Source organism: Oceanobacillus damuensis, from assembly GCF_001618145.1.
GTDB classification, from domain to species: domain Bacteria; phylum Bacillota; class Bacilli; order Bacillales; family Amphibacillaceae; genus Oceanobacillus; species Oceanobacillus damuensis.
The window spans coordinates 81,946-108,657 of sequence record NZ_KV392042.1; the positions used below are offsets into that span (position 1 = coordinate 81,946).

23 protein-coding genes and 1 pseudogene are annotated in these 26,712 nt (G+C 36.6%); 15 read left to right on the top strand and 9 right to left on the bottom strand.

Annotation, left to right across the window (positions count from 1 at the left end; all coding sequences use genetic code 11):
- Positions 1–222 precede the first annotated feature (222 nt).
- Both A4245_RS00405 and A4245_RS00410 read left to right on the top strand, forming a co-directional pair.
- A complete protein-coding gene (locus A4245_RS00405) occupies positions 223–1,041 on the top strand; it encodes a hypothetical protein (protein WP_067724579.1) in 819 nt (272 codons plus the stop codon).
- 1 nt (position 1,042) lies between these two features.
- A complete protein-coding gene (locus A4245_RS00410; protein WP_067724581.1) occupies positions 1,043–1,477 on the top strand; it encodes a GIY-YIG nuclease family protein in 435 nt (144 codons plus the stop codon).
- 148 nt (positions 1,478–1,625) lie between these two features.
- Here A4245_RS00410 and A4245_RS00415 read toward each other — a convergent pair whose 3' ends face one another.
- Positions 1,626–2,309, bottom strand: a complete 684-nt coding sequence (locus A4245_RS00415; RefSeq protein WP_067724966.1) for an HAD family hydrolase — start codon at positions 2,307–2,309, stop codon at positions 1,626–1,628.
- A gap of 491 nt (positions 2,310–2,800) precedes the next feature.
- Positions 2,801–3,371 (bottom strand): annotated as a pseudogene (locus A4245_RS00420) (DUF4256 domain-containing protein).
- Between the two features lie 427 nt (positions 3,372–3,798).
- Between A4245_RS00420 and A4245_RS00425 the strand changes: the two are divergent.
- The 3 genes from A4245_RS00425 to A4245_RS20880 all read left to right on the top strand — a co-directional run bounded on the left by A4245_RS00425 (position 3,799) and on the right by A4245_RS20880 (position 6,906).
- A complete protein-coding gene (locus tag A4245_RS00425; RefSeq protein ID WP_324609829.1) occupies positions 3,799–5,214 on the top strand; it encodes an MFS transporter in 1,416 nt (471 codons plus the stop codon).
- 173 nt (positions 5,215–5,387) lie between these two features.
- Positions 5,388–6,047 carry a sulfite exporter TauE/SafE family protein gene (locus A4245_RS00430; protein WP_234402314.1) on the top strand — a complete coding sequence of 220 codons (660 nt, stop codon included), beginning with the start codon at positions 5,388–5,390 and terminating at the stop codon, positions 6,045–6,047.
- Between the two features lie 487 nt (positions 6,048–6,534).
- Complete coding sequence (locus tag A4245_RS20880) at positions 6,535–6,906, top strand: SEC-C metal-binding domain-containing protein (RefSeq protein ID WP_407668339.1); 372 nt, start codon at positions 6,535–6,537, stop codon at positions 6,904–6,906.
- Between the two features lie 169 nt (positions 6,907–7,075).
- Here A4245_RS20880 and A4245_RS00440 read toward each other — a convergent pair whose 3' ends face one another.
- Positions 7,076–8,365: a 2-hydroxycarboxylate transporter family protein gene (locus A4245_RS00440; RefSeq protein ID WP_067724583.1), complete on the bottom strand. Its 1,290-nt coding sequence runs from the start codon at positions 8,363–8,365 to the stop codon at positions 7,076–7,078.
- A gap of 240 nt (positions 8,366–8,605) precedes the next feature.
- Between A4245_RS00440 and A4245_RS00445 the strand changes: the two genes are divergently transcribed.
- The 3 genes from A4245_RS00445 (at position 8,606) to A4245_RS00455 (ending at position 11,040) form a co-directional block, all read left to right on the top strand.
- Positions 8,606–9,589 carry an L-lactate dehydrogenase gene (locus A4245_RS00445; protein WP_067724585.1) on the top strand — a complete coding sequence of 328 codons (984 nt, stop codon included), beginning with the start codon at positions 8,606–8,608 and terminating at the stop codon, positions 9,587–9,589.
- Between the two features lie 115 nt (positions 9,590–9,704).
- Positions 9,705–10,202, top strand: a complete 498-nt coding sequence (locus A4245_RS00450; RefSeq protein ID WP_067724587.1) for a GNAT family N-acetyltransferase — start codon at positions 9,705–9,707, stop codon at positions 10,200–10,202.
- Between the two features lie 145 nt (positions 10,203–10,347).
- Positions 10,348–11,040, top strand: coding sequence for a phosphoribosylaminoimidazolesuccinocarboxamide synthase (locus A4245_RS00455; protein WP_067724589.1), 693 nt, complete (start codon positions 10,348–10,350; stop codon positions 11,038–11,040).
- Positions 11,041–11,337: 297 nt separating this feature from the next.
- Here A4245_RS00455 and A4245_RS20885 read toward each other — a convergent pair whose 3' ends face one another.
- From A4245_RS20885 to A4245_RS00465, 3 genes are all read right to left on the bottom strand, one after another.
- Positions 11,338–11,409: an SEC-C metal-binding domain-containing protein gene (locus tag A4245_RS20885; RefSeq protein ID WP_407668342.1), complete on the bottom strand. Its 72-nt coding sequence runs from the start codon at positions 11,407–11,409 to the stop codon at positions 11,338–11,340.
- On the bottom strand, positions 11,400–12,131 hold the full coding sequence (locus tag A4245_RS20490) for a HEAT repeat domain-containing protein (RefSeq protein WP_067724591.1): 732 nt from the start codon (positions 12,129–12,131) through the stop codon (positions 11,400–11,402). The genes A4245_RS20885 and A4245_RS20490 overlap by 10 nt, the downstream gene beginning before the upstream one ends.
- 145 nt (positions 12,132–12,276) lie before the next feature.
- On the bottom strand, positions 12,277–12,510 hold the full coding sequence (locus A4245_RS00465; RefSeq protein ID WP_067724593.1) for a hypothetical protein: 234 nt from the start codon (positions 12,508–12,510) through the stop codon (positions 12,277–12,279).
- A gap of 408 nt (positions 12,511–12,918) precedes the next feature.
- Here A4245_RS00465 and A4245_RS00470 point away from each other — a divergent pair, with 408 nt between their 5' ends.
- From A4245_RS00470 to A4245_RS20890, 3 genes are all read left to right on the top strand, one after another.
- Positions 12,919–13,887, top strand: coding sequence for an NAD(P)-dependent alcohol dehydrogenase (locus tag A4245_RS00470; protein ID WP_067724595.1), 969 nt, complete (start codon positions 12,919–12,921; stop codon positions 13,885–13,887).
- Between the two features lie 115 nt (positions 13,888–14,002).
- Positions 14,003–16,258 carry an ATP-binding cassette domain-containing protein gene (locus A4245_RS00475; RefSeq protein WP_067724597.1) on the top strand — a complete coding sequence of 752 codons (2,256 nt, stop codon included), beginning with the start codon at positions 14,003–14,005 and terminating at the stop codon, positions 16,256–16,258.
- 176 nt (positions 16,259–16,434) lie between these two features.
- Positions 16,435–16,515 (top strand): putative holin-like toxin, encoded by an 81-nt coding sequence (locus A4245_RS20890; RefSeq protein ID WP_407668343.1) that lies wholly within the window; start codon positions 16,435–16,437, stop codon positions 16,513–16,515.
- Between the two features lie 211 nt (positions 16,516–16,726).
- On the opposite strand, the gene A4245_RS00480 is transcribed toward A4245_RS20890, so the two are convergent.
- The 3 genes from A4245_RS00480 to A4245_RS00490 form a co-directional block, all read right to left on the bottom strand.
- Entirely contained in the window at positions 16,727–17,371 is a 645-nt protein-coding gene (locus A4245_RS00480) for an FMN-dependent NADH-azoreductase (protein WP_067724599.1), read from the bottom strand.
- Positions 17,372–17,391: 20 nt separating this feature from the next.
- On the bottom strand, positions 17,392–18,225 hold the full coding sequence (locus tag A4245_RS00485) for an NAD(P)-dependent oxidoreductase (RefSeq protein WP_084268609.1): 834 nt from the start codon (positions 18,223–18,225) through the stop codon (positions 17,392–17,394).
- Positions 18,226–18,363: 138 nt separating this feature from the next.
- Complete coding sequence (locus A4245_RS00490) at positions 18,364–19,683, bottom strand: GntP family permease (RefSeq protein WP_067724603.1); 1,320 nt, start codon at positions 19,681–19,683, stop codon at positions 18,364–18,366.
- Between the two features lie 600 nt (positions 19,684–20,283).
- Here A4245_RS00490 and A4245_RS00495 point away from each other — a divergent pair.
- The 4 genes from A4245_RS00495 to A4245_RS20265 all read left to right on the top strand — a co-directional run bounded on the left by A4245_RS00495 (position 20,284) and on the right by A4245_RS20265 (position 26,255).
- Positions 20,284–21,162, top strand: a complete 879-nt coding sequence (locus A4245_RS00495) for a LysR family transcriptional regulator (protein ID WP_067724605.1) — start codon at positions 20,284–20,286, stop codon at positions 21,160–21,162.
- Positions 21,163–21,459: 297 nt separating this feature from the next.
- The gene (locus A4245_RS00500; RefSeq protein ID WP_067724607.1) at positions 21,460–22,677 is read left to right on the top strand and encodes an MFS transporter; all 1,218 of its coding nucleotides are present in this window, start codon (positions 21,460–21,462) and stop codon (positions 22,675–22,677) included.
- Positions 22,678–23,636: 959 nt separating this feature from the next.
- The gene (locus tag A4245_RS00505) at positions 23,637–25,859 is read left to right on the top strand and encodes a helix-turn-helix domain-containing protein (RefSeq protein WP_067724609.1); all 2,223 of its coding nucleotides are present in this window, start codon (positions 23,637–23,639) and stop codon (positions 25,857–25,859) included.
- A 240-nt stretch (positions 25,860–26,099) separates the two neighbouring features.
- On the top strand, positions 26,100–26,255 hold the full coding sequence (locus tag A4245_RS20265; protein ID WP_199860628.1) for a hypothetical protein: 156 nt from the start codon (positions 26,100–26,102) through the stop codon (positions 26,253–26,255).
- Positions 26,256–26,712 lie beyond the last annotated feature (457 nt).

Sequence of the window (26,712 nt, forward strand, 5' to 3'; positions counted from 1 at the left end):
AATAGTTGAATATTTTTCTTCATACTTTCAATATCAAGGTGTACCCTACTTTCTAAATCCCAAACAATCCAATCCAAACGAACCTCTAAGATGTCCATATACAACCCCCGTTCTAGATGATAATTTACTTTATGAATATCAGAGGTTGTCTCATAACAACTTGGTTCCAAAAAATTACATATCATTCTTGTTTTCGGCGAATACTAGGACGGGTGAAGAATCGTGACATATAAAATAACAACAAGACAACAAGCGACTTTGGATGAATTAAAAGCATTTCATTTTGATGAATGTCCTTCTATTAATTGGGTAAGGAAAACCAAGGAACCATTTCCAAGGGATTCAGTTGGACCAAATGAACGAACTTGGAGTCAGAAGGAGAGTGAATTTGATTCAAATTTATTTTCGCGAATAGCAGGAATAAACTCAATCATTAATAGTTATTACAGACTAAATATAAACAAAGCAATAAAAAGAGATACCTTACTTTATCAAAAATGGGAAGAGAATTACCCTTTCGCCAAAAACATGATGGAAGGGCATCAAGAATCATGGAGAGAAGCAATAAAGAAATATGCATCTTTCCATGAGAATTGTGATGTTGCACAGGCTTATAGTTTGCATGTTTTTGATTCTAGAACAGTAGAGTGTGATGTTTTTCTTCATAAGCTAGAAAAAATGATCCCCAGCAAAATTGAAAAAACAACCAAAAAGGGAAAAATTCGTTACCACGAAATGCCGAAAACAAAACGGTATGATTTATACCAATATTATGTGTACAGTTGCTTAAACAAGATAATAAATGATTTGTTTGCGGTGTTACCTTGTGAACGGGTATTTATTAATGGCGTAAGTGGTTCTTATGAAAACCATCAGCCGATTTTATCTATTGTTGTGGTACGAAAGGAACATAAACAAAACAGGTGTCCAAAGCGTACGCTAGTGAAACATCGACACATAGTAACGTTTAAAAAGAGAAGTGGTTTCTATCCTTTATATACGGTTTATTCCCCACAGATCCTTTTAAAGGAGAAGGGATAATATGGATTTATTCGTCCTGGCGTGTGTTGCTTTTTTCATCTTTTTCATTTATAAAGCTTATACAGCATTTGTTAAAGGGGAAACCGTAACATCTGAAATACAAGAATGGCACCATTTAGCACCTTTAAGTCAGCGGTATGATTCAAAAGGGTTGGATACTAGTTATGTTTATTTTATAAGGGAGTCAGGTATGCAACGTATAAAAATAGGCAAAGCAGATGACCCTGAACAGCGTAAAAAGGAGCTAAGCACCGGGTCGGCTAACAATCATGAAATCGTCCACCTTATAAAAAGTGAAAACCCGTATAAAACAGAAAATCTATTCCACAAACATTTTAGAGAGAAAAGGTGTAAAGGGGAATGGTTTGATATAACAGAGAAGGAGTTAAGGTGGATTCAAAGAGAAGATTATCCAAGAGAGATTGAAGATTCATAAAAGGGTACTAAAAAGCGGTGGAGGACTGGCACCATTTTTGATAAACTAATACCCTCAACCGTTTTTTATACTTGTTCATCAGCTTAGCATAACAATCAAGAAGTAGATAAAATGACAAACCCTTCTGTCGTTAAAGCACCAGTTAAACTTAATAATATTTTATATTAAGATGGCTTAATTTATCTACAATTAAAGGTACTTCCTTCAAATCTTCCACTATATAATCTGCTTTCACGTTATCCCATTGATAATCTCTTTTCCATACACCTTTCATACCAACATTTTGAGCAGCCTTTATATCTTTTTCTGGATGATCACCAACAAATATACTTTCAGATGGTAAAACATTTAGTTTATTTAAAGCTTTTAGGAATATCTGTGGTTCAGGTTTTTTCGTTCCTTCCCATTCAGATATAAGAATTGTTTTAAAGTATTTTTCTATACCTAAAGCCCTAATATTATCCATTTGGAACTGCCCTTTTCCATTCGTAATTATCCCCAGAATTATATTATTATTATTTAATTCTTCTAACATACTAATGAGGTTAGGGAAAGAAACACAACTATCTTTAAATTGACTGATATAGTCTTGGAGTAATTCATCCCAAGTCAAACCTGTAATGTCAAAATCATCCACTAATTGCTGGTACACTTTATCCTTCCAAACATAACCCCTATTATCAAGTTCAACAAATCTTGTTATGTATTTATCCTTTGGAATATGATTTAACCATTTATTTAGTCGGTGGTATTGCTTTTCAATAAAAGCTTTTACTGACACATCCCGGTTTAACAAAGTTCCATCTAAGTCAAACACAACAGCTTTTATAATATTCATCCACTCCCCCAAAAATAGGCTATAAATATTTTGCTTTCTTAATTTGTATGACAATAAACTTCTTTAACTATACTGCACCTGAGCGGCAAGGGGCTCAATGAGCAAAGATGAATGTCAATTCTATCATTTAATCAAAATTAACCACCCTTAGCCTTGCGAACAAATAGGAGTGGTTATTTTGATCCTTATTGTGAGCCGCCCCTTTGAAGGGCTTTGCACCACTTAACCGTTTGGTGTTCCAGCACCAGGCGGTTTTTATTATTGTATGATGTCCTATTTATAGTATACTCGATTTTTTTTTAAAATTAAAACCTCTCATAAATAAACCGAGGAATCGATCATATCTAAATTAGGAATAAAGGGTCAATCCCCTACCACGTTAAAGCGTAGGGAACTGGGGGACAGACACCTTTTCACATCTTTTCAATAATTAAAAGGAGAAAGCATATTAGACATATCTAAAAATGTTTTCTCCTTTAGTAGTTTTACACCCTTAGCGAGCCACGGAATCCTCTGGAACCATAGTAGGAGGACGCACCATTATGATACAAGAAGACATGACCATAGCGATAATCACAAAAAAAGGGCTCCGCCACGTTCTCTAATATCAGAAGGTGTTTGCACCCAGGTCGATGTTTTCATATCGAAGTTACCAAGCTCCTGCAATGCGCGATACTTTTCTTCCGTTAAAAGCTCAATACCCATATCAGTTGCCATATCAATCGCATTGTTTTCTGGTTTATGTTTTTTCCTGGACTCCAGCCCTTCCCGGTCATAACAAACACTTCTGCGGCCTTTGGGACTTTCCGGTGAACAATCATCAAATATGTATTCGTCGTTCTCTTTATCATAACCAACAACATCTGGCTCACCGCCAGTTCTCTCCATTTCGTTAAGCGACCACATTTTTTCAGGATTAGCATCGAGTTTTGCCATGATATTAGCCCATTCAAGCCCTTCATGACGGTTCATATTTTCCTCGAAACGGGCTTTCAATGCTCCCAGTAATTCTTCACGTTGTTCGACTGACAACTCCTTTTGATTGCTGTTTGTCATGTTATTCCCTCCCATTGTTTTACTCGTAACCGTAAATAGGAATATGGTTTTATACTCAATCGTATTTAATAATACTGTGAATTCAGTTTACCGTAAATTACAGGATTAAGTAAATTTCTATCTTCACAAACCGGTTTCCAAGCGAACTGGGAGACTGTCCCATTGGCCTCAAAAATAAAAACGAAGGCATATATGTACTAGTTAAATCAAAATAATGCGAGCTTTAATTGGAACCACCTATTATAATTAAAGTAAGCCAAGTTATTTTATAGCAAAGGAAAAATTTGTAAATAGATGGAAAGGTCAACATATTATAGGCTCTTATTAAGATAGACCTATACTCCGTTATGACGGAATATTTCATATAATGGGACGTTATGAAAATCTGCAATACACGCTGATGTACTGGGAAATAGGGGGAAATAAAATGATGGGTCAGGCTCATGAAGAAATAAAACCTGATTACGAAAATAATACGTTAGGTTCAGTGCAGCCTTTTGGTATCAGGGATAAATTAGGTTATTTATTTGGAGATTTTGGGAGCAGTTTATTTTTTATGCTGGTAAATACCTACTTAATGATTTATTACACGGATATCTTACATATTAGTGCCGCAATGGTTGGTATATTATTTTTGGTTATAAATATTTGGAATGCCTGTGTTGATGTACTATGGGGACGTTTTCTTGACTCAAGGAGAAATAGAAACAAAAGCAAATTCATCCCGTGGATATTCCGCATGTCATTTCCGCTTGTCATTGCAGGTGTCCTCATGTTTGTAAAAATTCCCGGAATGCCGGATGGCTTCTATGTTGGATGGTCAGTTGTTATGTATATTCTATGGGGCACTTTATATTCTACCGTGAATATTCCTTATGGTTCCATGGCATCCGTCATTACGAATAATCCAGTAGAGCGTACGTCACTATCCACATGGAGAACGATGGGTTCTTCGATGGCCGCTTTAATTATAAGTGTCGGTGGACCACTCATTTTATTTGAAAATAATATAGCAAGTGCGGACCGCTTTTTGTTAACAGCAATTATATTTGGATTCTTGTCTCTTGCGTTGATTCAAATGTGTGTCAGGTTATCAACGGAGCGTATTATGGTACCTAAGATGGAAAAGAAAACAGGTGATTTAAAACGAACTGCCAGCGCGCTTATGAAAAACAAGTCTCTCTTGTGGTTGTTAGTTGTCTCACTCATTTCTATGGCGACAATGTTGATGATTGGCGTTGTAAATATTTATTTGTTTAAGAATTACTTTGGCAACACGATTGCATTAAGTGTTGTTGGATTTATTCAAACGGCTACCGTATTTATTGCGATGCCAATGATTACCCCTGCAGTTGTGAGGTTTGGAAAAAAAGAGATAGGTTCGGCGGGACTACTTATCGCATCTGTTGCCTATTTACTTTTATATATGTTACCGGATGTCTCTGTAACCTTGTTTGTAATGTTAACCGCAGTAGCTATGTTGGGAATGAACTTATTCAACATCATCACTTGGGCATTTGTCACGGATGTTGCGGATTATCATGAGTATATCACTGGAATGAGGGAAGACGGGACCGTTTATTCGATCTATTCCTTTTCGCGAAAAATCGGTCAAGCACTTGCCGGTGGGCTGGCTGGGTTGGCAATAACGGCCGTGGGATACGATGCAACGAAGGGAACACAGTCACGAGATGTACTTGATGGCATTTATTCACTTGCCACCTTGGTGCCAGGGGTATTGTTTTTAGTAGGATTTTTAGTCTTAGCAATTTTTTATCCACTTAATAAAAGACGGACGAACCAACTTGCAGCTAACCTTATCACAAATAGAAAAAGAAAATAACTAGCCTTGAGGATTTAAAGCATGTGGAGTCAAAACATCCACTACATGTGATAAGCTAATTCTAAAAAGATTTAGAATGGGAGTATACATATGTTTGAACTATCAATTATGGAATGGCTTATTGTCATCCTTTGTGCTATTTCATAGGTTTTTCAAAAACGGGACTGCCAAATATGGTTATTCTCGTTGTTACAGTGTTAACATTCATTTTTCCAGCAAAAGAATCTGTTGGTATTCTGCTGCCTATGTTGTTGGTTGGGGACATTTTTGCAGTGACTTATTATCGGAGAAATGTCGTTTGGAAACATCTCATCAGCCTTATTCCCTGGGTGTTGATTGGAATTATAGCAGGCTATTTTGTACTTTCACAGGTGAGCAGTGAGCAGTTGAAACCCCTCATTGGCATCATTGTGCTGACCATGATTGTGCTTCAGCTAACACGGCAGAAATTCGGGAAAAGGTTCAATCAACTTTTGCCCACATCTCTCTGGTTTGTTGCATTAATGGGGATTCTAGGCGGATTCACGACCATCGTAGGAAATGCTGCTGGTGCCGTGATGACCATTTATCTATTAGTGAAAGGTCTATCAAAGGAGGATTTTATCGGTACGGCTGCATGGTTTTTTCTGTACGTGAATTTGATCAAGTTTCCATTTTACCTGCAATTGGGATTGATAAATCAGGCTTCATTGACTTTTAACCTCTGGATGGTTCCGGCAATTATTGCTGGTGTATTTATTGGTATTAAAATCCTGCCGCTGATACCAAAGAAGGTTTTCGGGAGGCTCGTCCTTGGACTAGCAGCGTTAGGCGGGATAAATTTGTTGCTATAAATTACAACAATGAAAATATCCCACAGGAATGACCACTTCAGCCAGCTGTGCGTTTATCCTGTTTCACTATGGGTATTAGAATATGAAATCGTGTTTCATGGGTTCGCGGGGTGAAGAAACGGTCTATATATCTGTATTAGAAGATCTAAGAAATGCGAGTGCAATAATTGAAGTGAACGGAATAGAGGGTCAGTCTCCTACCACGTTAAAGCGATACCATACTGGGGGGCTGACCCATTGACCTTGTGGTACAGTTTATTTAGAATAAGGATAAATAGCACAATGTGGAACTGGATTTTTAAGAAAGTCCGAAATATTTACTGTAGATCAAAGATATATACCTTTGATTTTGGCTAATGGGTATTTATCCTATCCATTTCAGTACCACCTTATTTTTAGTAAAGCAACACATAAGAGTAAAATAGAAGAAGAATAAACCGATATATGAACATTGGTATTTTATTAGGAAATTAAAGGAGAGATAGCAGTGGTCAACTATAGGTTAAGAGCTACACTGATGGAGGTGTTAGATAATCAATTACGTGATAACGACCCAAAATGTACAAAAAAGACCTTAAAAAGATTAATGGATCTTGGTTATACGGAGGATGAATCGAAGGAGATGATCGCCTCTGTGCTGGTTGAAGAAATCTTTGATGTTACGAAAAATAAAGAAAAATATAATGAAAAACGGTACTGCAAAAAGTTAGCAAAACTTCCAGAGCGATATGAAATGGAATATACGGACGCTGAGTCTGAAGCGAAAGTGCAAACTCCAGTCGTCAATGAACAAAAAATTGGCAGGAATGATCCCTGTCCATGTGGCAGCGGAAAAAAATATAAGAAATGCTGCGGGTAAGAATCGGATGGGAGTAATCTAGATTTCTATTCTAATAATTTAGCATTAAAATCACGTAGAAATTAGAACTAGCAATTTTGCAGGCAAGATATACTGCATTTTTTTCATCTAACATGGATCCCCATAAATCCGTGCAAATCTCTGCCTGCAAAAAAGATTCTCTATTCCATTAAAGTAAGTTCACAAAGATACCGGCAAGAAATAAGATCAGCGCAGCGCCCAATGTGGATGAAATTTGACAAAATGGCATTAACTCCATTCTTTTGGCTGCTGCTAAAACAGAGACGTCTCCAGTTCCTCCCATGTTAGCCATGCCCAACCCTGTGGTAATCGCTGCTTCAATGGGATAAAAGCCGACTAATTTCCCGATAAATCCCGCACCTAGAGTCGCACCTATGACGACAGTTCCTACGATGATAACGTATTTGAGGGTAAGCGCATGAATGATGACATTAAGGTCGGTAAACGTAATTCCAATCCCGACTAATAGCGCAAATGTCCAATTCTTTACAACGAATTGATACCATGCACTTGCTCCGTCCACAATCATTTTGGGAAGAATACCGGATATTTTCAGAATTGCTAACAAGATAATCATCAATGCAAAGGGATGGAGAGGAATGAATTCTCCTAGCATTTGACTGATGACCAAAATGAGCAGCCCGGAAATCAACCCAACGCCCATTTGACTAATGTTATATGTAGGTTCTTTGCTTTCAACATGAAGTCCTGGCATCATTACGCCATTACCGGTTAAATGTGGATGCTTTTTTCCTATGGCATTTAAGATGCTTGCGATCACAATGGCAAATAAATTACCTATAGCAATGGCTGGAACTAAAAGAGAAATATAATAACTAGGATCGTTGCCCAGAACGTCCGAGTACAATTGTGACAATGGTACTCCACCTATGCCCATGCCCCCACCCATAATTGGAAGCACAATAACTAGGATGGTTTTGATAAATCCATCTCCAAAAATAAACCCGGCCAGTCCTCCGAGTGTGATTGCAGTTGTTACAGATGCGAGCAAAGGTATGGCAAATCGACTGCCTGCTTTTACCAAAATTTTTGAATCGATTCCAAGAATGCTGCCAGTTATTAATCCTGCTATGTAAAAATTTAAAAATCCCCCCGTTTGCATGAAGTCGGTAATCATTCCTGCTGTTTCCTTGGGCATAATGTTCATATGTATCATGAAAGCAGAGCCGAAAATAGATAAAATTGCCCCACCACCAAGGTAACTTCTTAAAATTGGAGTTTTATCTCCAACCCAGCCGAAAAACTCACCTAGAACCATCATAAGAAGGATAGCTCCAACCATTCCTGCAGGCAAATTCCCAGTATACATTGCAAATAACGTAATCGAAAGGATAACTAAAAACCAACCAATCGGAATGTTAAATATAGTTATTTTTTCTTGGCTGTTTAATTCTTCCATCTTTTTGACTTGTGACATCTTCTTCCTCTTTTCAAAACTATTCTGGACTCTACTAAACTATTATTTTAATATGAGATGTTACAATAGGTCAATATATTAAAATTTTCAAGTAATTGAATCTCATATAATAAATGAAAATTAATCTAGCACTATTTAGCTTTTTCAGCGAAAATAGACATTTATCTAAAAACAGTTACAATAATATAGTAGAATTTACATAACTTATTTTAAAAGTGATTGGATAGAAGGAGGATAATGATGAAAAATAATAAACTTGCTATCGTAGGTGTCGGGCATGTTGGTTCTTATGTACTTGCCGATGCGATGAAGACTGGGCTTTTTTCTGAAATAGTTGTGATTGATAAGGATAAAGATGTTGCGTTTGGGGAAGCCCTTGATCAAGCCCACGCAACGGCTCTTCCTTATATGACAAATACCCATGTATTTGCTGGTGATTATGAAAATGTAGAAGATGCGGATGTCATTATTATTGCTGCTGGACCGAGTGTGATTATCACGGATAAAGATGCAAAACCAGACAGGGCTTTACTTGCCGGAGAAAATGCAGAAGTCATTCGTGAAGTCATGGCAGGTATTACAACGTATACGAAAGATGCTATTGTCATTTTAATTACGAACCCATTGGATACAATGGTATATATTGCAGAAAATGAATTCGATTATCCGCAAGGTCGGATATTCGGAACAGGAACGATGCTTGACTCCGCCCGTTTGCGTCATGCGATCGCATCCAACTACAATATCGATCCCAAAAGCGTCACGGGTTATATGATGGGTGAACATGGAATGACTGCGTTCCCTGTTTTTAGCCGATTAAATGTTCAAGGGTTCGGGGAAAAGGAATTGGATAGTTATTTTGAGGGGAAAGAACCGCTCGATCGAGAGGTATTCGGTCAAAAAGTTGTCGATACAGCCTATGATGTTATTACAAGTAAAGGTTGGACGAACGCTGCAATCGCCCAGGCAGCAATTACGCTGGCAAAGGCTATTATATTGGATGAACGAAGTGTGTATCCAGTCTGTACCACATTAAATGGGCAGTACGGTTATGAAGGGGATGTCGCTTTAAGCATGCCTTGCCTCATTGGTAAAAACGGTGTGGAACAGCAATTGGAAATAGAGTTAGATGAACAGGAAATGGAGCTATTACATAAATCGGCTGCATATATACAAGAAACAATGAATATAGCAGAAACAGGAAAAGATAAAAAAGTAAAATAAATGATTGGCGGAACAGGTTTCGCCCTCCATAGTTGGAAAAAATGGATAGCCCCCCAGTGATTATTCCTACCAATGTTTTTAGGTCAATACAGTCAGGAAAGGGATTATAGACAAGATGATTTCTTTAAGAAATGTTCAAGCTAAAGATTTAGAAAAGCTGTTAATTATTGAGAATGAAGCCTTTTCAATAGAAGAAGCTGCGACAAAAGAAGCAATGGCGGAGAGGATTCAGTTGATAGCTGATACCTTTATTGTGGCTAAAAAGGAAGGGGAAATACTTGGTTATATTAATGGTCCTATTATTGATCAACCTTATATAACGGATGATCTTTTTGAAGGAATCAAAGAGAATCCGAAAAGAGGAGGATATCAAAGTATTTTAGGGTTAGCGGTGTCCCGAAAGGCTAGAAATCAAGGGATTGCAAAGCTTTTAATTGAGAAAATGGAAGAACTTGTAGAAGAAAATGAAAGAGAAGGAATCACTTTAACATGTAAACAAGAACTAGTTTCTTTTTATGAAAAATTTGGATTTATTAGCCATGGCATGTCTGAATCAAAACATGCTGGAGTAAGCTGGTATAACTTGGTAAAATTAAGAGAGGGTAGGAATTAATTCTTTTTCACGCTGTCACCGATAATAATGGCAAACCTACTAGAATGGATAGCATTCCTTGTATACAAGTATAAGATTTAACTCATACGGTGAAATAATGCGGTAACGAGATTTTCTAATAAATTCTTCAAAAGAGGTGCATGAAATGAAACTTTTATATTCTGGTAAAACAAAAAATGTATATGAATTAGAAGATGGAAACTATTTATTAAAATTTAAGGATGATGTCACCGGTGAAGATGGTGTATTTGATCCAGGTGCAAATACAGTTGGGCTTTCTATTGAAGGTGCAGGGAAAGCTGGATTAAAACTGACTCAGTTTTTCTTTGAGAAGTTAAAAGAGCAAAATATACCAACACATTTTATTGATGCAGATATAGAGAAACAAGAAATGAAAGTGGCGCCGGCAACAGTATTTGGCCAAGGCTTAGAAGTAATTTGCCGTTTCCGTGCGGTAGGTAGCTTCTTGAGAAGATATGGTAAATACACAGAAGAGGGCCAACCACTGGATGCATTTGTTGAAGTAACGTTAAAAGATGACGAACGGCAGGATCCACCAATCAGCCGTGATGCATTGCATATGCTTGGAATTTTAGAAAAAGAAGAGTATTCCATTCTAAAGAATCTTACGAAAGAGATTTCCCATGTTGTGAAAGATGAGTTGGAAAAAAAGGGTATGGAACTGTACGATATAAAGTTGGAATTTGGTAGAAATGCCGGTAATCAGATTATCTTAATTGATGAAATTTCTGGTGGGAATATGAGAGTTTATAAAGATGGGGAATATGTTCAACCATTGGACCTGGAAAAATTACTATTGGGCGATCCCCGACAGTAATAAAGTAAACCCATTGTGGGTTTCTACTGGCCAGTTAATCTCAGGACAAAAAAGATGGAAAAGCCGAATACCATAAGGTTTTCGGCTTTTGCATGAGCGACCCAGCCACAGCGTCTTTAATATCTTTTTAATGTATCCTTCAATTAATGAGTGGCAAGGTTTATAGTTGCTTCGTATATATCTTCATCCGATATATTTTCATCTTTTCAGTTGAACTGTTCTAATAACCCAAGCTTTATTTATTTTGAAAAGAAAGGCTGGGCAGCTACCAAAAGCATTCATCTATTTCAATGTCAATCACTTTCCACAGCACTTCTTAAATTTCTTCCCACTGTCACAAGGGCAAGGGTCATTACGGCCTATACCCAAGCGTTTCGCGTCTCGTCGGGCTCTTTCCTTCTGTTGTTCATCCCAATAAGCATCTTTTTCCAATAGTTCTTTTTTCCATTCCTATGATTTGGGTGATCAACGCCATTAATGACACAATTCCCGTATAAAGGTTCTTTTAAATCAAGCAATTTCTCATCGTAGCCTTCCTCAATAAGTGCTGCCACCTTTGGGATAGCTTTTGTTGGTAGTTGGCGACATAATGCTTCACCAATCAGTGTTTTCGAACTTTTATCGGTTGTTTGTTCTAAGTGATGCAGCAGCATTTCTTCAGCGGCAGGGTGTTTGATATTTTCCAGCACATTAATTGCGAACATAGACGAATCATCATTTGTAACATATTTCTCCACTGCTGGAATTACTTCAGGTGTGCCAATCTTAATTAGGGCATCCATAACCTCTTCCAGCAAAAAGTCCTCTTCCACCCGTGTAAGTAACTCTGTAAGTTGCGGTATCAAGGAAGTAACTTTTTGTTCACCAGCAAGGTAAACATGATAAATGCCATTAAAGGAAAAGAATTCCTCGTCTATCTCTTCCTTTATAGCTGCTTCAATCTCCCAAAAATTCGGTCCGTCGAATTCTCCTCGTTTGATCAATTCTTTAAAAATTCTTTTGCCGAATTTGAAAAGGTGCTGATTAAACGCACCATTTTCCAGTGAATTCATGATACCAGCGATTTCCTCAAATAACTGTTCCGTATCCATCGAATGTAAGCTTACAATTGTTTCTAAAGCCTCTTTATTGACGAATGGAGAAAGTTGATGCTGATACTTTGCAATTAGATCGGTGTCACACCGTGCAATAATGGTTGAATACCAAAAAGAGTTATCATCTTTTTTATTTAGGCGTCTAATTATTCCTTATACAAAGCACATTTTCTGTGACAGGCATGTGCTTTGTATAAGGAATAATTCGATTAATCATTGGATGGGGTACCAGCTTGTCCAATGCTTGTAAGGCGTAGAAAAAAGATTGCTCTGTTCCCAGTTGACAATTATCAAGTGTTTTCAGCGCAAAATCACGTAGAAATTTATCGTCGCTTAGAATATATGGTTCGACTTTTGTTAAGAATGTATTAGCCATAATATGTATCCACCTTTACAACATCATGATACTACTTCAACTTCTCATTATAATCCATTTACCTCATATAGAATACCGATATCACCCGGGTATAATAAAAAGTTATGATTATATAAGTGAGAATGCACTGCCTTCTTATTTTAGATTTGGATAATGTTCCATTAAAATTTATTCTAATGTATAATTGATTTAAATAAATCTATTATTAAATAAAGTGGTTATAAAACGAACATCCAAACTCAACCAGATTTCCTCAAACGTGTACCTCAGCACCAATCGCCCAGCTATCTTGGTATAACTCCACAGACAGTAATTAGAATGAATGATGCATACCCAACTTAACTTAAGTCAATGCAGCATCAACATGTTCCAACTACAATGATAAAAAAAGCTAAAAGGAGGACGGAGATGAAAGCGATAATCTCTGAAAAATATGGAACACCTGATACCCTGAAACTCAGTGAGGTAGCTGCTCCTGCACCTAAGCAAAGTCAAGTATTAGTAAGAGTTCATGCCTCATCGGTTAACTTTGGTAATCTTGTTTTATTGACTGGGAAACCGCTGCTGGCCCGATTAGTATTTGGTCTTCGAAAACCGAAATATCCTATTCCTGGCGGGGACATGGCTGGAGTGGTGGAGGCTATCGGTGCGGGAGTTACCCAATTTCAGGTCGGTGATGAGGTGTATGGAGATTTATCCAGCTGTGGATGGGGTGCTTTTGCGGAGTATGTGGTTGTTGATGAAAAAGATGTGGCTTTAAAGCCTAGTAATCTATCATTTGCGGAAGCGGCAGCTGTACCCATGGCAGCTACCACGGCATTACAAGCTATAAGGGACATAGCTAAGATAAAGCCTGGACAGGAAGTACTGATCCATGGTGCCTCAGGTGGTGTGGGAACTTTTGCCGTTCAAATTGCGAAGGCATATGCCGCAAAAGTGACAGCGGTGGTGAGTACCAGAAACGTCGACATCGCAAGGTCCCTTGGTGCTGACCATGTAATGGATTATAAAAAGGAAGACTTGGCCAATCATGATATGGTTTATGATTTGATTATCGGAGTGAATGGAGATCAATCCATTTCGGCGTATAAAAGAAAGCTAAAAGAGAATGGATTATTTGTTCATGTTGGTGGTACAGAAATTCAAATGTACCAAACGATGATTCTCGGATCTTGGTTTTCCATGATTGGAAAAAAGAAATTTACCACCTTTCTGCAAAAAGCGAATCAAAAAGATTTATTAGTGATGAAAGAGCTTATTGAACAAGGCAAAGTAAAGCCGGTTATTGATAGAAGCTATTCTTTAAGTGAGGTAACAGAGGCATTCCAATATTTTGAAAAGGGCCATTCGCAGGGGAAAGTTATTATAACTATTTGATACAGGAATAGAGTAAGTGATCTAATAACAAAGCAGGTATAAATAATAAAGCGCTGGCTAGACTTGTAGCGAACTGAAAGGAAATATAGCAGATAAAATAAGAAAGGATGGAAAAATGTCCGAAATAAAGGATGAGATTATTTTAAGAGGGCTTAAAGAAAATAATTTAAAAAATATAGACTTAAACATACCAAAAGAAAAAATCATCGTATTTACAGGTCTTTCAGGCTCAGGAAAAAGCTCCGTTGTTTTTGATACATTAGCGACAGAGAGCAGAAGACAGATGATTTTGAACTATCCTCACTATGTCAGATACCAAATGCCAAGATACGAAAGACCCCAGGCCGATCTTATGCAGAACTTAAGCCCGGTTGTCGTAGTTGAACAGAGACCTATCGGAGGCAATTCCCGTTCAACCGTTGGCACCTATATGGATATCAATCCATTAATCAGGCTTTTATTTTCAAGGATAGGAAAACCATCAATCGGAGCTGCCAGCGATTTTTTGAGTCAAAGTTCCTTTGGAAGGTGCCCACAATGCAGTGGATTTGGGGAGGTCATTACGCCAGACCCAAATAAGATGGTCGATTTGGATAAGTCACTTCGAGAGTATGCAGTGAGGTTTAAGCCATTATCGCCCTCAGGCTGGCAAGGTAACTGGATGATGACGTGCGGATTATTCAATCCGGATATACCAATAAAGGACTACCCAGAAGAAAAACGCCAACTGCTATTATATGGTCCACGAGAAGGTGAGAAAGTCAATGCACCGTTTCACACAAAGAATGGACCTCAAAAACATGATTGGGATGGCTTATTGCCTAGATTTACACGCCTTTATATCAATAGAGATATTTCAAAGCTAAGAGGAGTAACTCAAGATGACGTGTTGGCAGTATCAACACATTCACTATGCCCAACCTGCCAAGGCTCAGGCTTAAACCCAAAGGTATTGGAATGTAGGATAAAAGGCTTAAATATTGCAGAGTACGATCAATTAGAGCTTACAGAACTGCTAGAAGAACTAGAGAAATTAAAAGATCCGTTGGGAGAATATATAGCACTGCAGGCAATCCCGCATATCAAACAATTGGTTGATATGGGATTAGGGTATTTGAGCCTGTCAAGAAAAATGGGCACCTTATCTGGCGGCGAAGCTCAACGGGTAAAAATCGCCCGTCATTTAGGGAGCAGTTTAAACAATATCACATATATTTTCGACGAACCCAGTGCAGGACTCCATCCAGAAGAAGTGGATATGTTAATACAGATGCTGAAAAGTATAAAAGACCAGCACAATACCGTCATCGTAATTGAACACGATCTATCCGTAATAAAAGAAGCGGATGAAATAATCGAGATGGGACCAGGAGCAGGTATAAGTGGAGGGGAAGTTATCTATCAAGGCAAACTAGAAGGACTGAGAAACTCTAAAGCCGCAACAACCCTAAACCACAAGCTAAAAATAAACAAGAATCCAAGAGATATAAAAAGTTATTTTTCAATAAAAAGAGCAAGTAACAATAACTTGAAAAATATAAATGTAAATATCCCTGAAAATGTCCTGGTCTCTATATGTGGGGTATCTGGTTCAGGCAAAAGTTCCTTAATGTCGGGTTCATTCACAGAAAATTATCCTGAAACCATCATGGTGGAGCAGGGCAGCATAGGAATCTCTACCCGTTCGACACTAGCTACATATATGGGGATAATGGATGATATTCGCACCATATTTTCAAAAGAAACAGGACAACCAGCAGGATTATTCAGCTTTAACTCTTCAGGAGCATGTCCTGTCTGCAAAGGAAAAGGAGTCATAGCACCCGACGTGGCATTTGCAGATCCAGTGACAATTCCATGTGAAGCATGTGGCGGTACGAGATATTCAAAAGAAGCACTTTCCTATCGATATCGAGATAAAAATATAGTAGAGATTCTAGATTTAACAATAGACGAGGCTATCAGCGATTTTAAAATACAAAAAATTATAAAGAGATTGAATACGTTAAAAGATGTAGGATTAGGATATTTAACCTTAGGACAGACGACAAGTTCTCTAAGCGGAGGAGAAATCCAACGCCTGAAACTTGCAAGCCACCTGCAAAAAGAAGGACAAATCTACCTGTTAGACGAGCCATCCTTAGGCCTGCACACAAAAGATAATGGCAAGCTCTTAGACGTCTTTCAACATCTTGTAAACAAAGGTAATTCCGTTATCATAATCGAGCACAATCTAGACTTTATCGCGGCAAGCGACTGGGTAATAGAACTGGGTCCAGGAGGGGGAAAACAAGGCGGAAAAATTATATTTGAAGGTACACCAGAAGAGATGTTACATGCAGAGACATTGACAGCGAAATGGTTAAAGTAAGTGGACCACGGGGACAGGCGCCGCGGTCCTTTTCTAATTAAAGCCAAGGTTTGTTTAGTCCTCCTTGCGCTCGAAAATTTACTCCACATTCCAAACAACAACTACATAGTATAGTGGGCGGTTGGCCATCTTCCTTATGAAGTGGTAAGGATGCCGACATATGAAGCAATGAGTTTATTTTACAATTCAGCTATTTTCTTATAGCATGCTTAGCACTAATTGTTACAATCATCGTCCTTCTAAATAAAAAGAAGTAACCGCCCCTGTGTACTAGGTTTTGCGATTACTTCTTTTTGAGCTAACAACTATACTGGTCAACCGCTCTTTATGCGGTTGTAGTTGTGGTACTTAGTAGTTACTGCTACTAAGTACCTTTTTCTTATTATTAGTATAGTTTGATATATTTATACTGTCAATCTCTCTCTTTGACAAAGTGGACCAGTGTTCCTGTCCCCGTGGTCCTTTTAATTATGCTTTAACAGCTAACTCTAATAAACGTTGTGCCGAAGATTTCACTTCTTCCATTCCTGCAGCAATAATTTCTTGTGCTTGATCAGGCATCGCAGCGTGACCTTCTATAATCACTTCATCGATGATTTGCATACCGAATACACCGCCGAATACGTTGCGCATGTAGTTAACGGCCATTTCCATTGGAGCTGCCTCTGGTGTGGAGTAAGCCCCACCACGAGCGTTTAGGAAAATAGCTTTTTTATCAGTCATTAATTGAATCATGTTGCCTTCAGCGTCATATTTAAATGCAAACCCTGCAGCATATATATAATCGATGAATGTTTGTAATTTAGCTGGGATGGTTAAATTCCATAATGGGAACGCGAATACGACTACGTCTGCAGCTGTGATTGCGTCCATTGCTTTTTGCTTTGCAGTTAAAAGACGTGATTCAACGTCTGTTAAATCTCCACCATTTTGTACTTTCCCGAAAGCGTTAAATAGATCTTGACCGAGGTAAGGTGTGTCTTCTTCAAACACATCGTAAGTTGTTACGTTTACGTCTTTACCTTCTAATTCAGCTATAAACGTTTCGTACATGTTGCTGGAAATTCCTTCTGTTGAAGGGCGATTATTTGCTTTTACTACTAATATATTCATTCTTAAAGAACTCTCCTTTTTTATGCTTCTGGTTTTTCTTTTTCCATAGCGTCAAATAATTGTGTGGATGATAATGCATTGAATGGTAGGGATACATTATGTTTAATCCCTTGGTTGTAAGCTGCTATTAAGTCTTTAAGTAGAACGGCCAAGGCAGTTTCTGCGGTCCATTCAGAAACATCACTCCAATTTCTGGCCACCCAACTATCACCAGTACTTACTTTTAATAAGTTTAATACCTCTTCTTCAGGTAAGTTATAGTGTTTTCCTAATTTAAGTCCTTCAGCCACAGCGTTCATGTTAATACCTAAGATAAGGTTGTTAATTAGTTTGGCTACTTGGCTGTTGCCTGGTTCACTTCCGTAATAGAATGTGTTAGAACCAATAGCATCAAAGTATGGTTCGAAAGACTTTACAATCTCTTCTTTACCAGATGTCATAATTGATAAAGTTCCAGCTTGAGCACCTGAAGCACCACCACTTACCGCAGCAGAGATTAACTTTAGTTCACTTTCCTCCTCAACTTTTTCACCTAATTGATTCATAGTTTGAGGATCGAGTGTACTCATAACAATAATTGTTTTATTTTTAGGTTTGGCAGATAGTAGACCATCCTCACCAAAAGTAATGTCAACATTTTGAGCATAGTCACGAACCATGGATATAATCGCTTCATCAGCTTGTTCTGCCACTTCTTTTAAGGTCTCTACCATGGTTAATCCTGCAGCTTCTGCTTTTTCATAGACCCCTTTAAAAGCATCATAACCGATTACCTCAAAACCAGCTTTCTTTAAATTAACCGCCATTGGAAAGCCCATTGTCCCTAATCCTACAAATCCAATTTTTTTGCTCATGCTTAATTCCTCCCATATTGTAATATATTTTTTCATAGTATTGAAATCTATACATAAAAAACTTTAGTATAAAGTTCTTGATACCGTGTCCAACTTGAATAATTCGTATCAGATATAAAAGCTTTCTACAGTTATGCTTTAAGCTAAACCAAACAATGCCATGACTACGATAACGGCCATTGCAATCCAATGGGTAACACTTATACTGATAAATCCATTTTTGAAGGTGTCTTTCATCGTTAATCCCGTTATATTGTTGAATATAATCAAGAATCCAGAATAAGGCACAATGGATAGAGCTCCAGAACCAATTGCGATTGCGCGGTGAATCGTTTCCGGATCTAATCCCATTTCCAAATAAATAGGGGCAAAATTTGCAACAGAAATGCCAATTGCGCCAACAGCAGAAGCAGTAATACCGCCTATAAGACCTGTACCAATCATTAATGAGAGGATGGGAGGTCCTGGAATGGATTGAATCGCTTGAAATACACCCTTAAACGCAGGAACACTTGTTGCAATGCTACCAAATGCAATTGTACTACCAGTTGTAATCGTTGATGATAATGATTCATTAGCACCTTGATTCAATACCTCTTTTTGCTGGGCAATTTGTTTTCGGAAAAGAATTGCACTCAAAAGAATAGCAACTATTAAAGCGACAATAATGATGTTGTTCACAGAACTAAATAGTAATATGATGCCTAATAACACGACGATAGGCAGTAAACTTATAATAAATGGTGGAAGTTCACGTTTAGATATCTCATCTTTACTTCCAGCCTTCTCATCCACATTAAATGTCTCGTTTTTACGCAAGCTTCTGGAAAGCGATAATTTCATAAATACTAGTATGAAGACAATCGCTACGATGGAAGTTACAATTCCGATAAGCGGTGCAGCTGTTAATGTGGTTCCCAAGGTTGTTGAAGGCACAATATTGTGTAGGGAAGGTGCCCCGGGCATCATTGTCATCGTAAACGTTGAAGTCCCGCCAAACACTGGAATGACAACTAATTTCCACGAAATATTAAGTTCTCTGAAGATCGGTTTAGCCATCGGAATTAATGCGAATATGATAACAAATACATTAATACCACCGTAAGTAAGGATGGCTGAAATGATAAATAATGCCACTAACGCGTTGTACGGATTTTTGGTTCCTACCACTGACAATACTCTATTTGCAATGGAAATCGTTGCCCCACTTTTATCCATGTATTTCGCTAAAATCGAACCTAATAGGAATATAGCGAAATTTGCTGCAATAAACCCAGCAAGTGCCGTCATATAAGAATTTTCTTGGCCAAATACGGTCTCTAATATCGGTACGTCGTTAAACAGTAACACAACGATCGTTGCGATCGGTGCTGCAATGATGATATTAAATCTTTTTATAATAAATAGAATGATTGTTAAAATACCTAACAATATTCCAATGATACCTAATATGTCCACTCTGCCCTTCTCCCATTCTCTAGTTGTTACGGATATTAAGTAAGCAGTCAATATCCTGACTAATTTTCATTACATCCATTGTTTTACAGTAAACTAGCAATCTCATGGTTCCAACCTACAACTTTGAGAGCTTCTCATGATGCACACCTCCTTTCATTAATGTTTTAATTACTAATAGATTATTTCAGGTATTATTAATTAAGGATAATTAGCGAAAAAATTTCAGAAATCCAAATAAATACTTTAATGATGGTAAAACTTTTGTGTTGATCATTTATTGTGAATACGAAATAGTAACGTTATCAATCCCCTTTAGACTACTATTACAGTCTCATTTAGTGTAACCACTCACCAGGTCATTTTGATGACGTTTTCAATAATCGAAGTCAATATCTTAATGCTATATTTCATTAATTGCTTTAACATAAATTAATTTAACAGATAATATTTCATAAGTAAAATGAATTTAAATTATAAAACCTATGCATTTTGTCTATAAGTAATACGTTTCGCTTCTAGATAGTGTACAACTAAGCTAATTATAGATAAAATGAATACTATACATAATAATAATGATATAAAGTTATGAGGAGCCAAAAAATGGATACGAAGCAATTATATTATTTTATCGAAGTGGCAAAGCAAAAAAGTTTTACACGTGCAGCTGAAGTTTTATGCCTATCTCAACCAACAATTAGCAAAATGGTAAAGAATCTAGAAAGTGAGTTAAAAGTGGAACTCATTGATCGTTCAGCAAAAAAAATTGAATTAACTGTTGCAGGAGAAATTGTATTTGAGGAAGGGCAGAAGATTTTAGAATCGATTGAAAATTTATCGGACCTTTTAAGTGATATGATGAATTTGAAGAAAGGAAAGTTAAAAATAGGAATTCCTCCACTTCTCGGATATTTATTTTTCCCAAAAATACTTAAAGGTTTTGGAGATTTATATCCCGAAATTTCGATTCAAATAGTAGAAAAAGGAGCAATTAAACTGAAGCAAGCTGTTAATGAGGGAATACTTGATTTGGGTGTAGTTGCAATACCTGTAGAGGAGGAATTTGATGTTATTCCTTTTGTGGAGGAAGATATGATGTTATTTGTTCATTCTTCTCACTCTCTCGCTGCTAGAGAGAAGGTTTCCTTACTAGAGATAAAAGATGAATCATTTGTTCATTTTCAAGATGATTCCACTCTCTATCAACAAGTTATACAGGAATGCAAACAAGCAGGATTTCACCCACATGTTTCTTACCAAAGTACCTATTGGGATTTTATCACGGAAATGGTTAAACAGAACCTTGGCATCTCCATTCTCCCTCGTTCCCTTGCAGAAAAAGTAGACCAAAGTGACATAAAAGCGATTCCGATCGTTGATCCACCCATCATTTGGAGGATAGGAATTATATTAAAGAAAGATAAGTATGTTACATATGCAGCAAGAGAAATGGTTGAATACATTTCTTCCTCGTTAAGATAAGGGTTCTTAATGTATCCTAAAGATTATCGACAAGTAATAGAAAATTTTCCTTTATTCTTTTCTTAAAATGTCGTTTTAGGGTATTATAGATAATGTGAACCTCCAGTTAGTGGGGGTTCTTCATTTTCCTATTATTGTCAGCACCACAAAAAGAGACTCACAGGCACTTATACGAATCGGGAGTTTGACTTGCTGTTCTTTTCCTATAAACAATACTTATTATTCCCGAATTCTGTTCGAAAAGGGGCTTGTCGCCAGTTAACCTGTGATAAACTAGAAAATTTAGAGGTGGAATAAATGGATCAAAAGAAGTCCCCAAATAATGTCATGCTGATTGTTGCTATTATGTTTGGATATGCATTGACATATATGGACAAAAATATGATTGCAGCAGCAATCATTCCAATGGAAGCAGAGTTGGGCTTAAATGCCAGCCAATCAGGCCTGCTAATGAGTATGTTCTTCATAGGATATACCGTGATGCAATTTCCAAGCGGATGGCTCTCTGACAAAATTGGACCGAAAAAAGTATTATTGATTTCAATTGGTACGATTCTAGTTGCAACCCTTTTCTTTGGATTTTTAAGCTCATTAATATTGCTGATGGTTATCCGATTAATTGCAGGGCTTGGGCATGCTGGAGTGCCGATAAGCTCGGCAAAGGTTGTAGCAAATACCATTAAGCCAAAACAAAAGATGTTTGTCCAGTCATTGATCTTATCAACATCTGGTATTGGAGGCATTCTTGCATTTACACTAGGATCCTCGTTAATTAATATGAACTGGCGCTATGCCTACTTCGGACTAGCTATATTATTTGCTGTTTCGATTCTTATGATTTTGATCTTCTTTCCGAAAGAGAAAAAGGACCCAAACGCGGAAAAAAAGAAAAAAGAGAAAAAGGTTCCAATCAGTGTTGTTTTTAAAGATAAGAATGTATTTATTCTATTTACTGCACTACTTTTTCTAAATATTGTTTTATACGGCTACCTTTCCTGGCTGCCATCCCTCTATGAGGCGGATTTTGGATTTGATTTAAGAGCAATAAGTATTATTTTGGGTATCAATGCAATTTTAATGAGTGCCGGTGCACTTAGTTCAAGCTTTATAGTCGATAAAGTTTTTAAAGGAAAGGATAAGCGGTTTGCTTTAACTGCTATTATCGTTTGTGGACTTGCGTGTATTACTTTTGCCATTGCCGATAGCTTAGTTATTTCGATTATCATGATGTTTCTTTTTACACTTACATCCAATGCAGTCTACGTTACGCTGTTTAGCTGGCCACATAAATTGATTCGGCGCGAAGTGATCGGGTCCTCAATTGCTATTGTCAATATGGGTTCAACTGTTGGAGGCTTTCTGTCTCCTACCATTACTGGATATTTAATTACTGTTTTTGGCGGTGATTACAATGTGGCCTTTATTGCAATGGGAATAAGCGCATTTGTTTGTGGGTTAGTCATTCTTTTTGTAAGAACAAATCAAGTAAATAGTGGGGAATATAAATTAAATTGAGGTTAAGAATTTGTGGTCAGTCCGTTGCTTCTCTTAAGTATTAGCGTGAAGGAGTCTGACCCTTTTTCTAAAGATAAAGTATAATTATTTGGCTATACCACAGCGTTTCTAGCGGTGGTATTTTTAATATACGGAGAAAAACATTTTGAAACGATTTTTTTGATAATCATCAACCTGAAACGAACCAACTGTGCTACGGGAGGGTGACACTGAAATTGAGCGAACATGCAAAGTATTGTAAGAACAGAAGGTTACAATATCTATTCTACCAATAAATTTTGGAATGCATTTTTGGACTGTTAGACGAAAAATATAATAAATAGTTTATTTTTTCTTTATTTTATAATATGTTCTGAATATTTATGTTAAAATAATTTTGAAGGTTGCAAAATGGGGGTTTTAACTAAGGGAGAAGCACGACAATTTTTTGTCATAAGCATTTTTGTGCAGAAAGAAAAGGGAATTCTTTTCTAAATTCCAACTATACAACCAAAGATGAGAAATGATAGAATCATGTTTCTTGAAACCCTCCGTCAGTCACACTCCTGCATGCGTCTTAGCTGACAGGCAACGGATTTGGAGTACAGGTGGATTGACACAACGAATGCTACAGCCATTTCTTCGTAAAAGGTATGCCAATGGATATGCCCCACGGCTGATTAATGTAAAGGTCTAAAGTTAGAAATAGGGAAATCCTATGTACCATCCAATGATGAGTTGAATGGTGTAAAGTAAAAATGCAACCTATAAAACATGCTATACCGAACAACTAGTGGTATCCATCCCATGGGCTTTTACTCCTGCGTCTAGTAAGGTAGCTGGGTTGTGCGGGACTTAGGTTTCGTAAATCTCCATTTTTACGCCATAAATCTCTCGATAACATATTTTATATCATTAAAGCATTGAAAAAGTAAGAAGAACCATTTTAATTATTACTTTTAATAAAATTGAGGTGAGAAATGAAGTATTTTAGAGGGGAATATTTAATTAAAATGCTTCTCATACTTGGTGGAAGCGTGGTCTTCATATTTTTATTAGTGTTTTTTTCTTTTTATATCAAAACAGCTAATTATCTTGAAAGAGAAGCTATAGATAATAGTGTTGAAATTATTAATCAAGTCAAAGATCGGTTACAGAATGAGTTGAATCAAGTTGAAAAGAGAGCAACAGAAATCGTATTAAACCAAGATGTAATAGAATCAATTTATGACAGAGAATTAGAAAATAATAACGAAAAAATATTTTCAATTTCAAAAAGTTTAAATCAATTTTCTCAGACAATTAATCAAATACAAAGTGTAGAATTATTTATTCCAGGGTCATCATTATTAATTTCTACTGCAAATGGTGTAGATACATTAGATAAGTTTTCTGATAATAAAAGGCAATTTTATCAAACAGTTGAAGCTTTGAGAAAAACAACTTGGAATATTAATAGCGTAAATAATACTATTTCTTATGTTCAACCATTACCTGTTATATCAAACTTTCCACAAGGATATTTCACTATAAATTTAAACCAAGCTTTTCTTACAGAAAGTTTAGAGTCTTATTATTTAGTTGAAGAATCAAATTATCAAATTATCAAGTCAAACGGAAATGTCCTTTTTCATAAAAAAGAAGAAAATGCTAGTCTCTTTGTCGACAATACACAATTCCTATCCATGCTTAACCACACGGATCCAGTTGGATTCCTAATAGACGAAAGAAACCAAGTTATCCTTTTCCACGCAAAAATCCATTCGGGTGAATGGTTAATATTATATGAAGTCCCATTTGAATCATTGTTCTATAAAAAAAATGACTTTATGCAAAGTTTAAATTTAACCGCTTTGATCGTACTATTAATAGCGTTGTTGGTGGTATTCTGTGCATCTATCTATCTTTATTCTCCTTTAAGACAATTGGTAAAAGGATTAAGTGTTAAAAAGCGCAAGGGTTTAATAAAGGAATGGGCTCTCTTAGCTTCAACAATTAGTAATATGAATGAAAAGGTAAAAAACATAAATAAAGAACTTATAGAAAGTCGAAAATATAATTTCGAAGCATTTTTAAGTAAATGGTTATTTACTGATTTAAATGTTAATGAGTTAAACAATTACCTTGATGAAGTAGGAATAGATCCATCATACAACTATATTGTTTTGGTTATAGAATATGAAAAGGTTGAGAAAGACTCAGTTTTTCTAGTTCATGAAAAAGCGGGTGACGTTATCTCTGGTTGTTTAAGTCAATATAATTTGTATCCGTTCTTTCTTCCATTGCAGGAACGATTAGTAGTGCTGTTACCGATACCTAAAAGAGAAAAGCATATTCAAGATAAGCAAAAACTCATTGACCTTGTTAATACGGCACACCAAGTAATCAACAAACATCTAAAAATACAAAGTTCAATTGGAATAGGGACTTTAACAGAAAGTGCGGATGAGATTAAAACTTCTTTTTTGAATGCAGAAGAGGCATTAAGATTTAGGTTAAATAAAGGAATGAACCAGGTTATTAGTTATGATGAAATGCAATATACCAAATTCCTAATTTATCCTTATCATATAGAAGAATCAATACTTAAAGGAGTAAAAAACAATAATCAAGAAATCGCTCTTACTGAGTTAAATAATTTTATCAAATTTATTAGGAAGCAAACTTATAATTATAAGTCAATCTATCATGCATTTACGATGTTATATATTTCTTTGTATCGTATTTTAGATGAAAATTGTAAAGATGATAAAGTGAAAATAAAACATGATTTCCATAATCAATTATTCGAAAAGAAAACATTAAATGATATTAAGAAAATGTTTGAAAAGGATATCTTACCTGGTTTTTTTGATAAAATTATGGAACAAAGTGAGAATAGTGGAGTAAATACGATTAATTCGGTAAAAAGGTTCCTTATGGACAATGTTACTGAGCCATTAACATTAGGGGAAGTTGCTAATCACTTTGATATAAATCCTAGCTATTTAAGCCGGTTATTTAAGAAGCTAACAGGTCAAAGTTTCGTTGAATATTTTTCAGCAATAAAAATCGAAAAATCGAAAGACATGCTTAAAAATACAAAATATTCAATTTACGAAATAGCTGAAAACGTTGGATATACTGAAAGAACCTTTGGCCGTGTTTTTAAAAAGGTTACGGGTGTAACTCCTTCAAATTATAGATTAGAACGTAAAGGTTAAGAAATTAATCTTTATTTGCAGAAATGACAGGGTTGTTTGATTTAAAGACGTTATATATTTAAATAAAAGAGACGGCTAATGATTACAGCCACTGAAATTTACCACCTCTGCCATATTATTTACCACAGAATGACGAGGAATTTACCAACGATTGCCAAACTGTTTACCAGTTCAAACCTCCTATATAATTAGTGAACACACCTATGGTGGTGTGACACTTTTAAATAGGAGGTTTTTTGTTTGATACATTATCGAAAGATTTTGGAATTACATCATAACAAAATCAGTCTAGGAGAAATCACCGTATGTACGGGTAGTTCTCGTCCGAAGGTGATTACAGCCAACCGATTGAACCAGTTATGCCATCTTTTGGATGCACCTGTGACAAGAAAATGAGCCAATTAAGACAAAGGTGATCCACTCACTAGAATATAACACTATCTTAACCACAGCTTTAGCTGCTTGCCCTTGACCGACGTGCCACTTCTAAGTTCCGCTGGAAGGGGACGGGGCTCCACCAGCGGAACTTAGAAGTGATTGTCCGTGGTACGCTGCTAATGCGGATGGAGCCCTATAAGCTGTTTTATCGCCATCCGCCATCCAAACCACTACCATGGACACAAACAAGGTCAAGGGTGGTGGGATTGTTGCTATAACAGCATCAAGTATACTGACTCTCTCTATGGGCAACGGTGGCTCAAAATTGTTTCATAAGTGGATCAAAAACATGGCAAGACTGGATTAACTTCATGGCAATATTCTTAACTTTTACTTTGCATTAAACAACTTCTACATATTTATGGTAAATACATTGGCAATCGATGGTATATTTTGTGGCACTTTGTGGTAAATA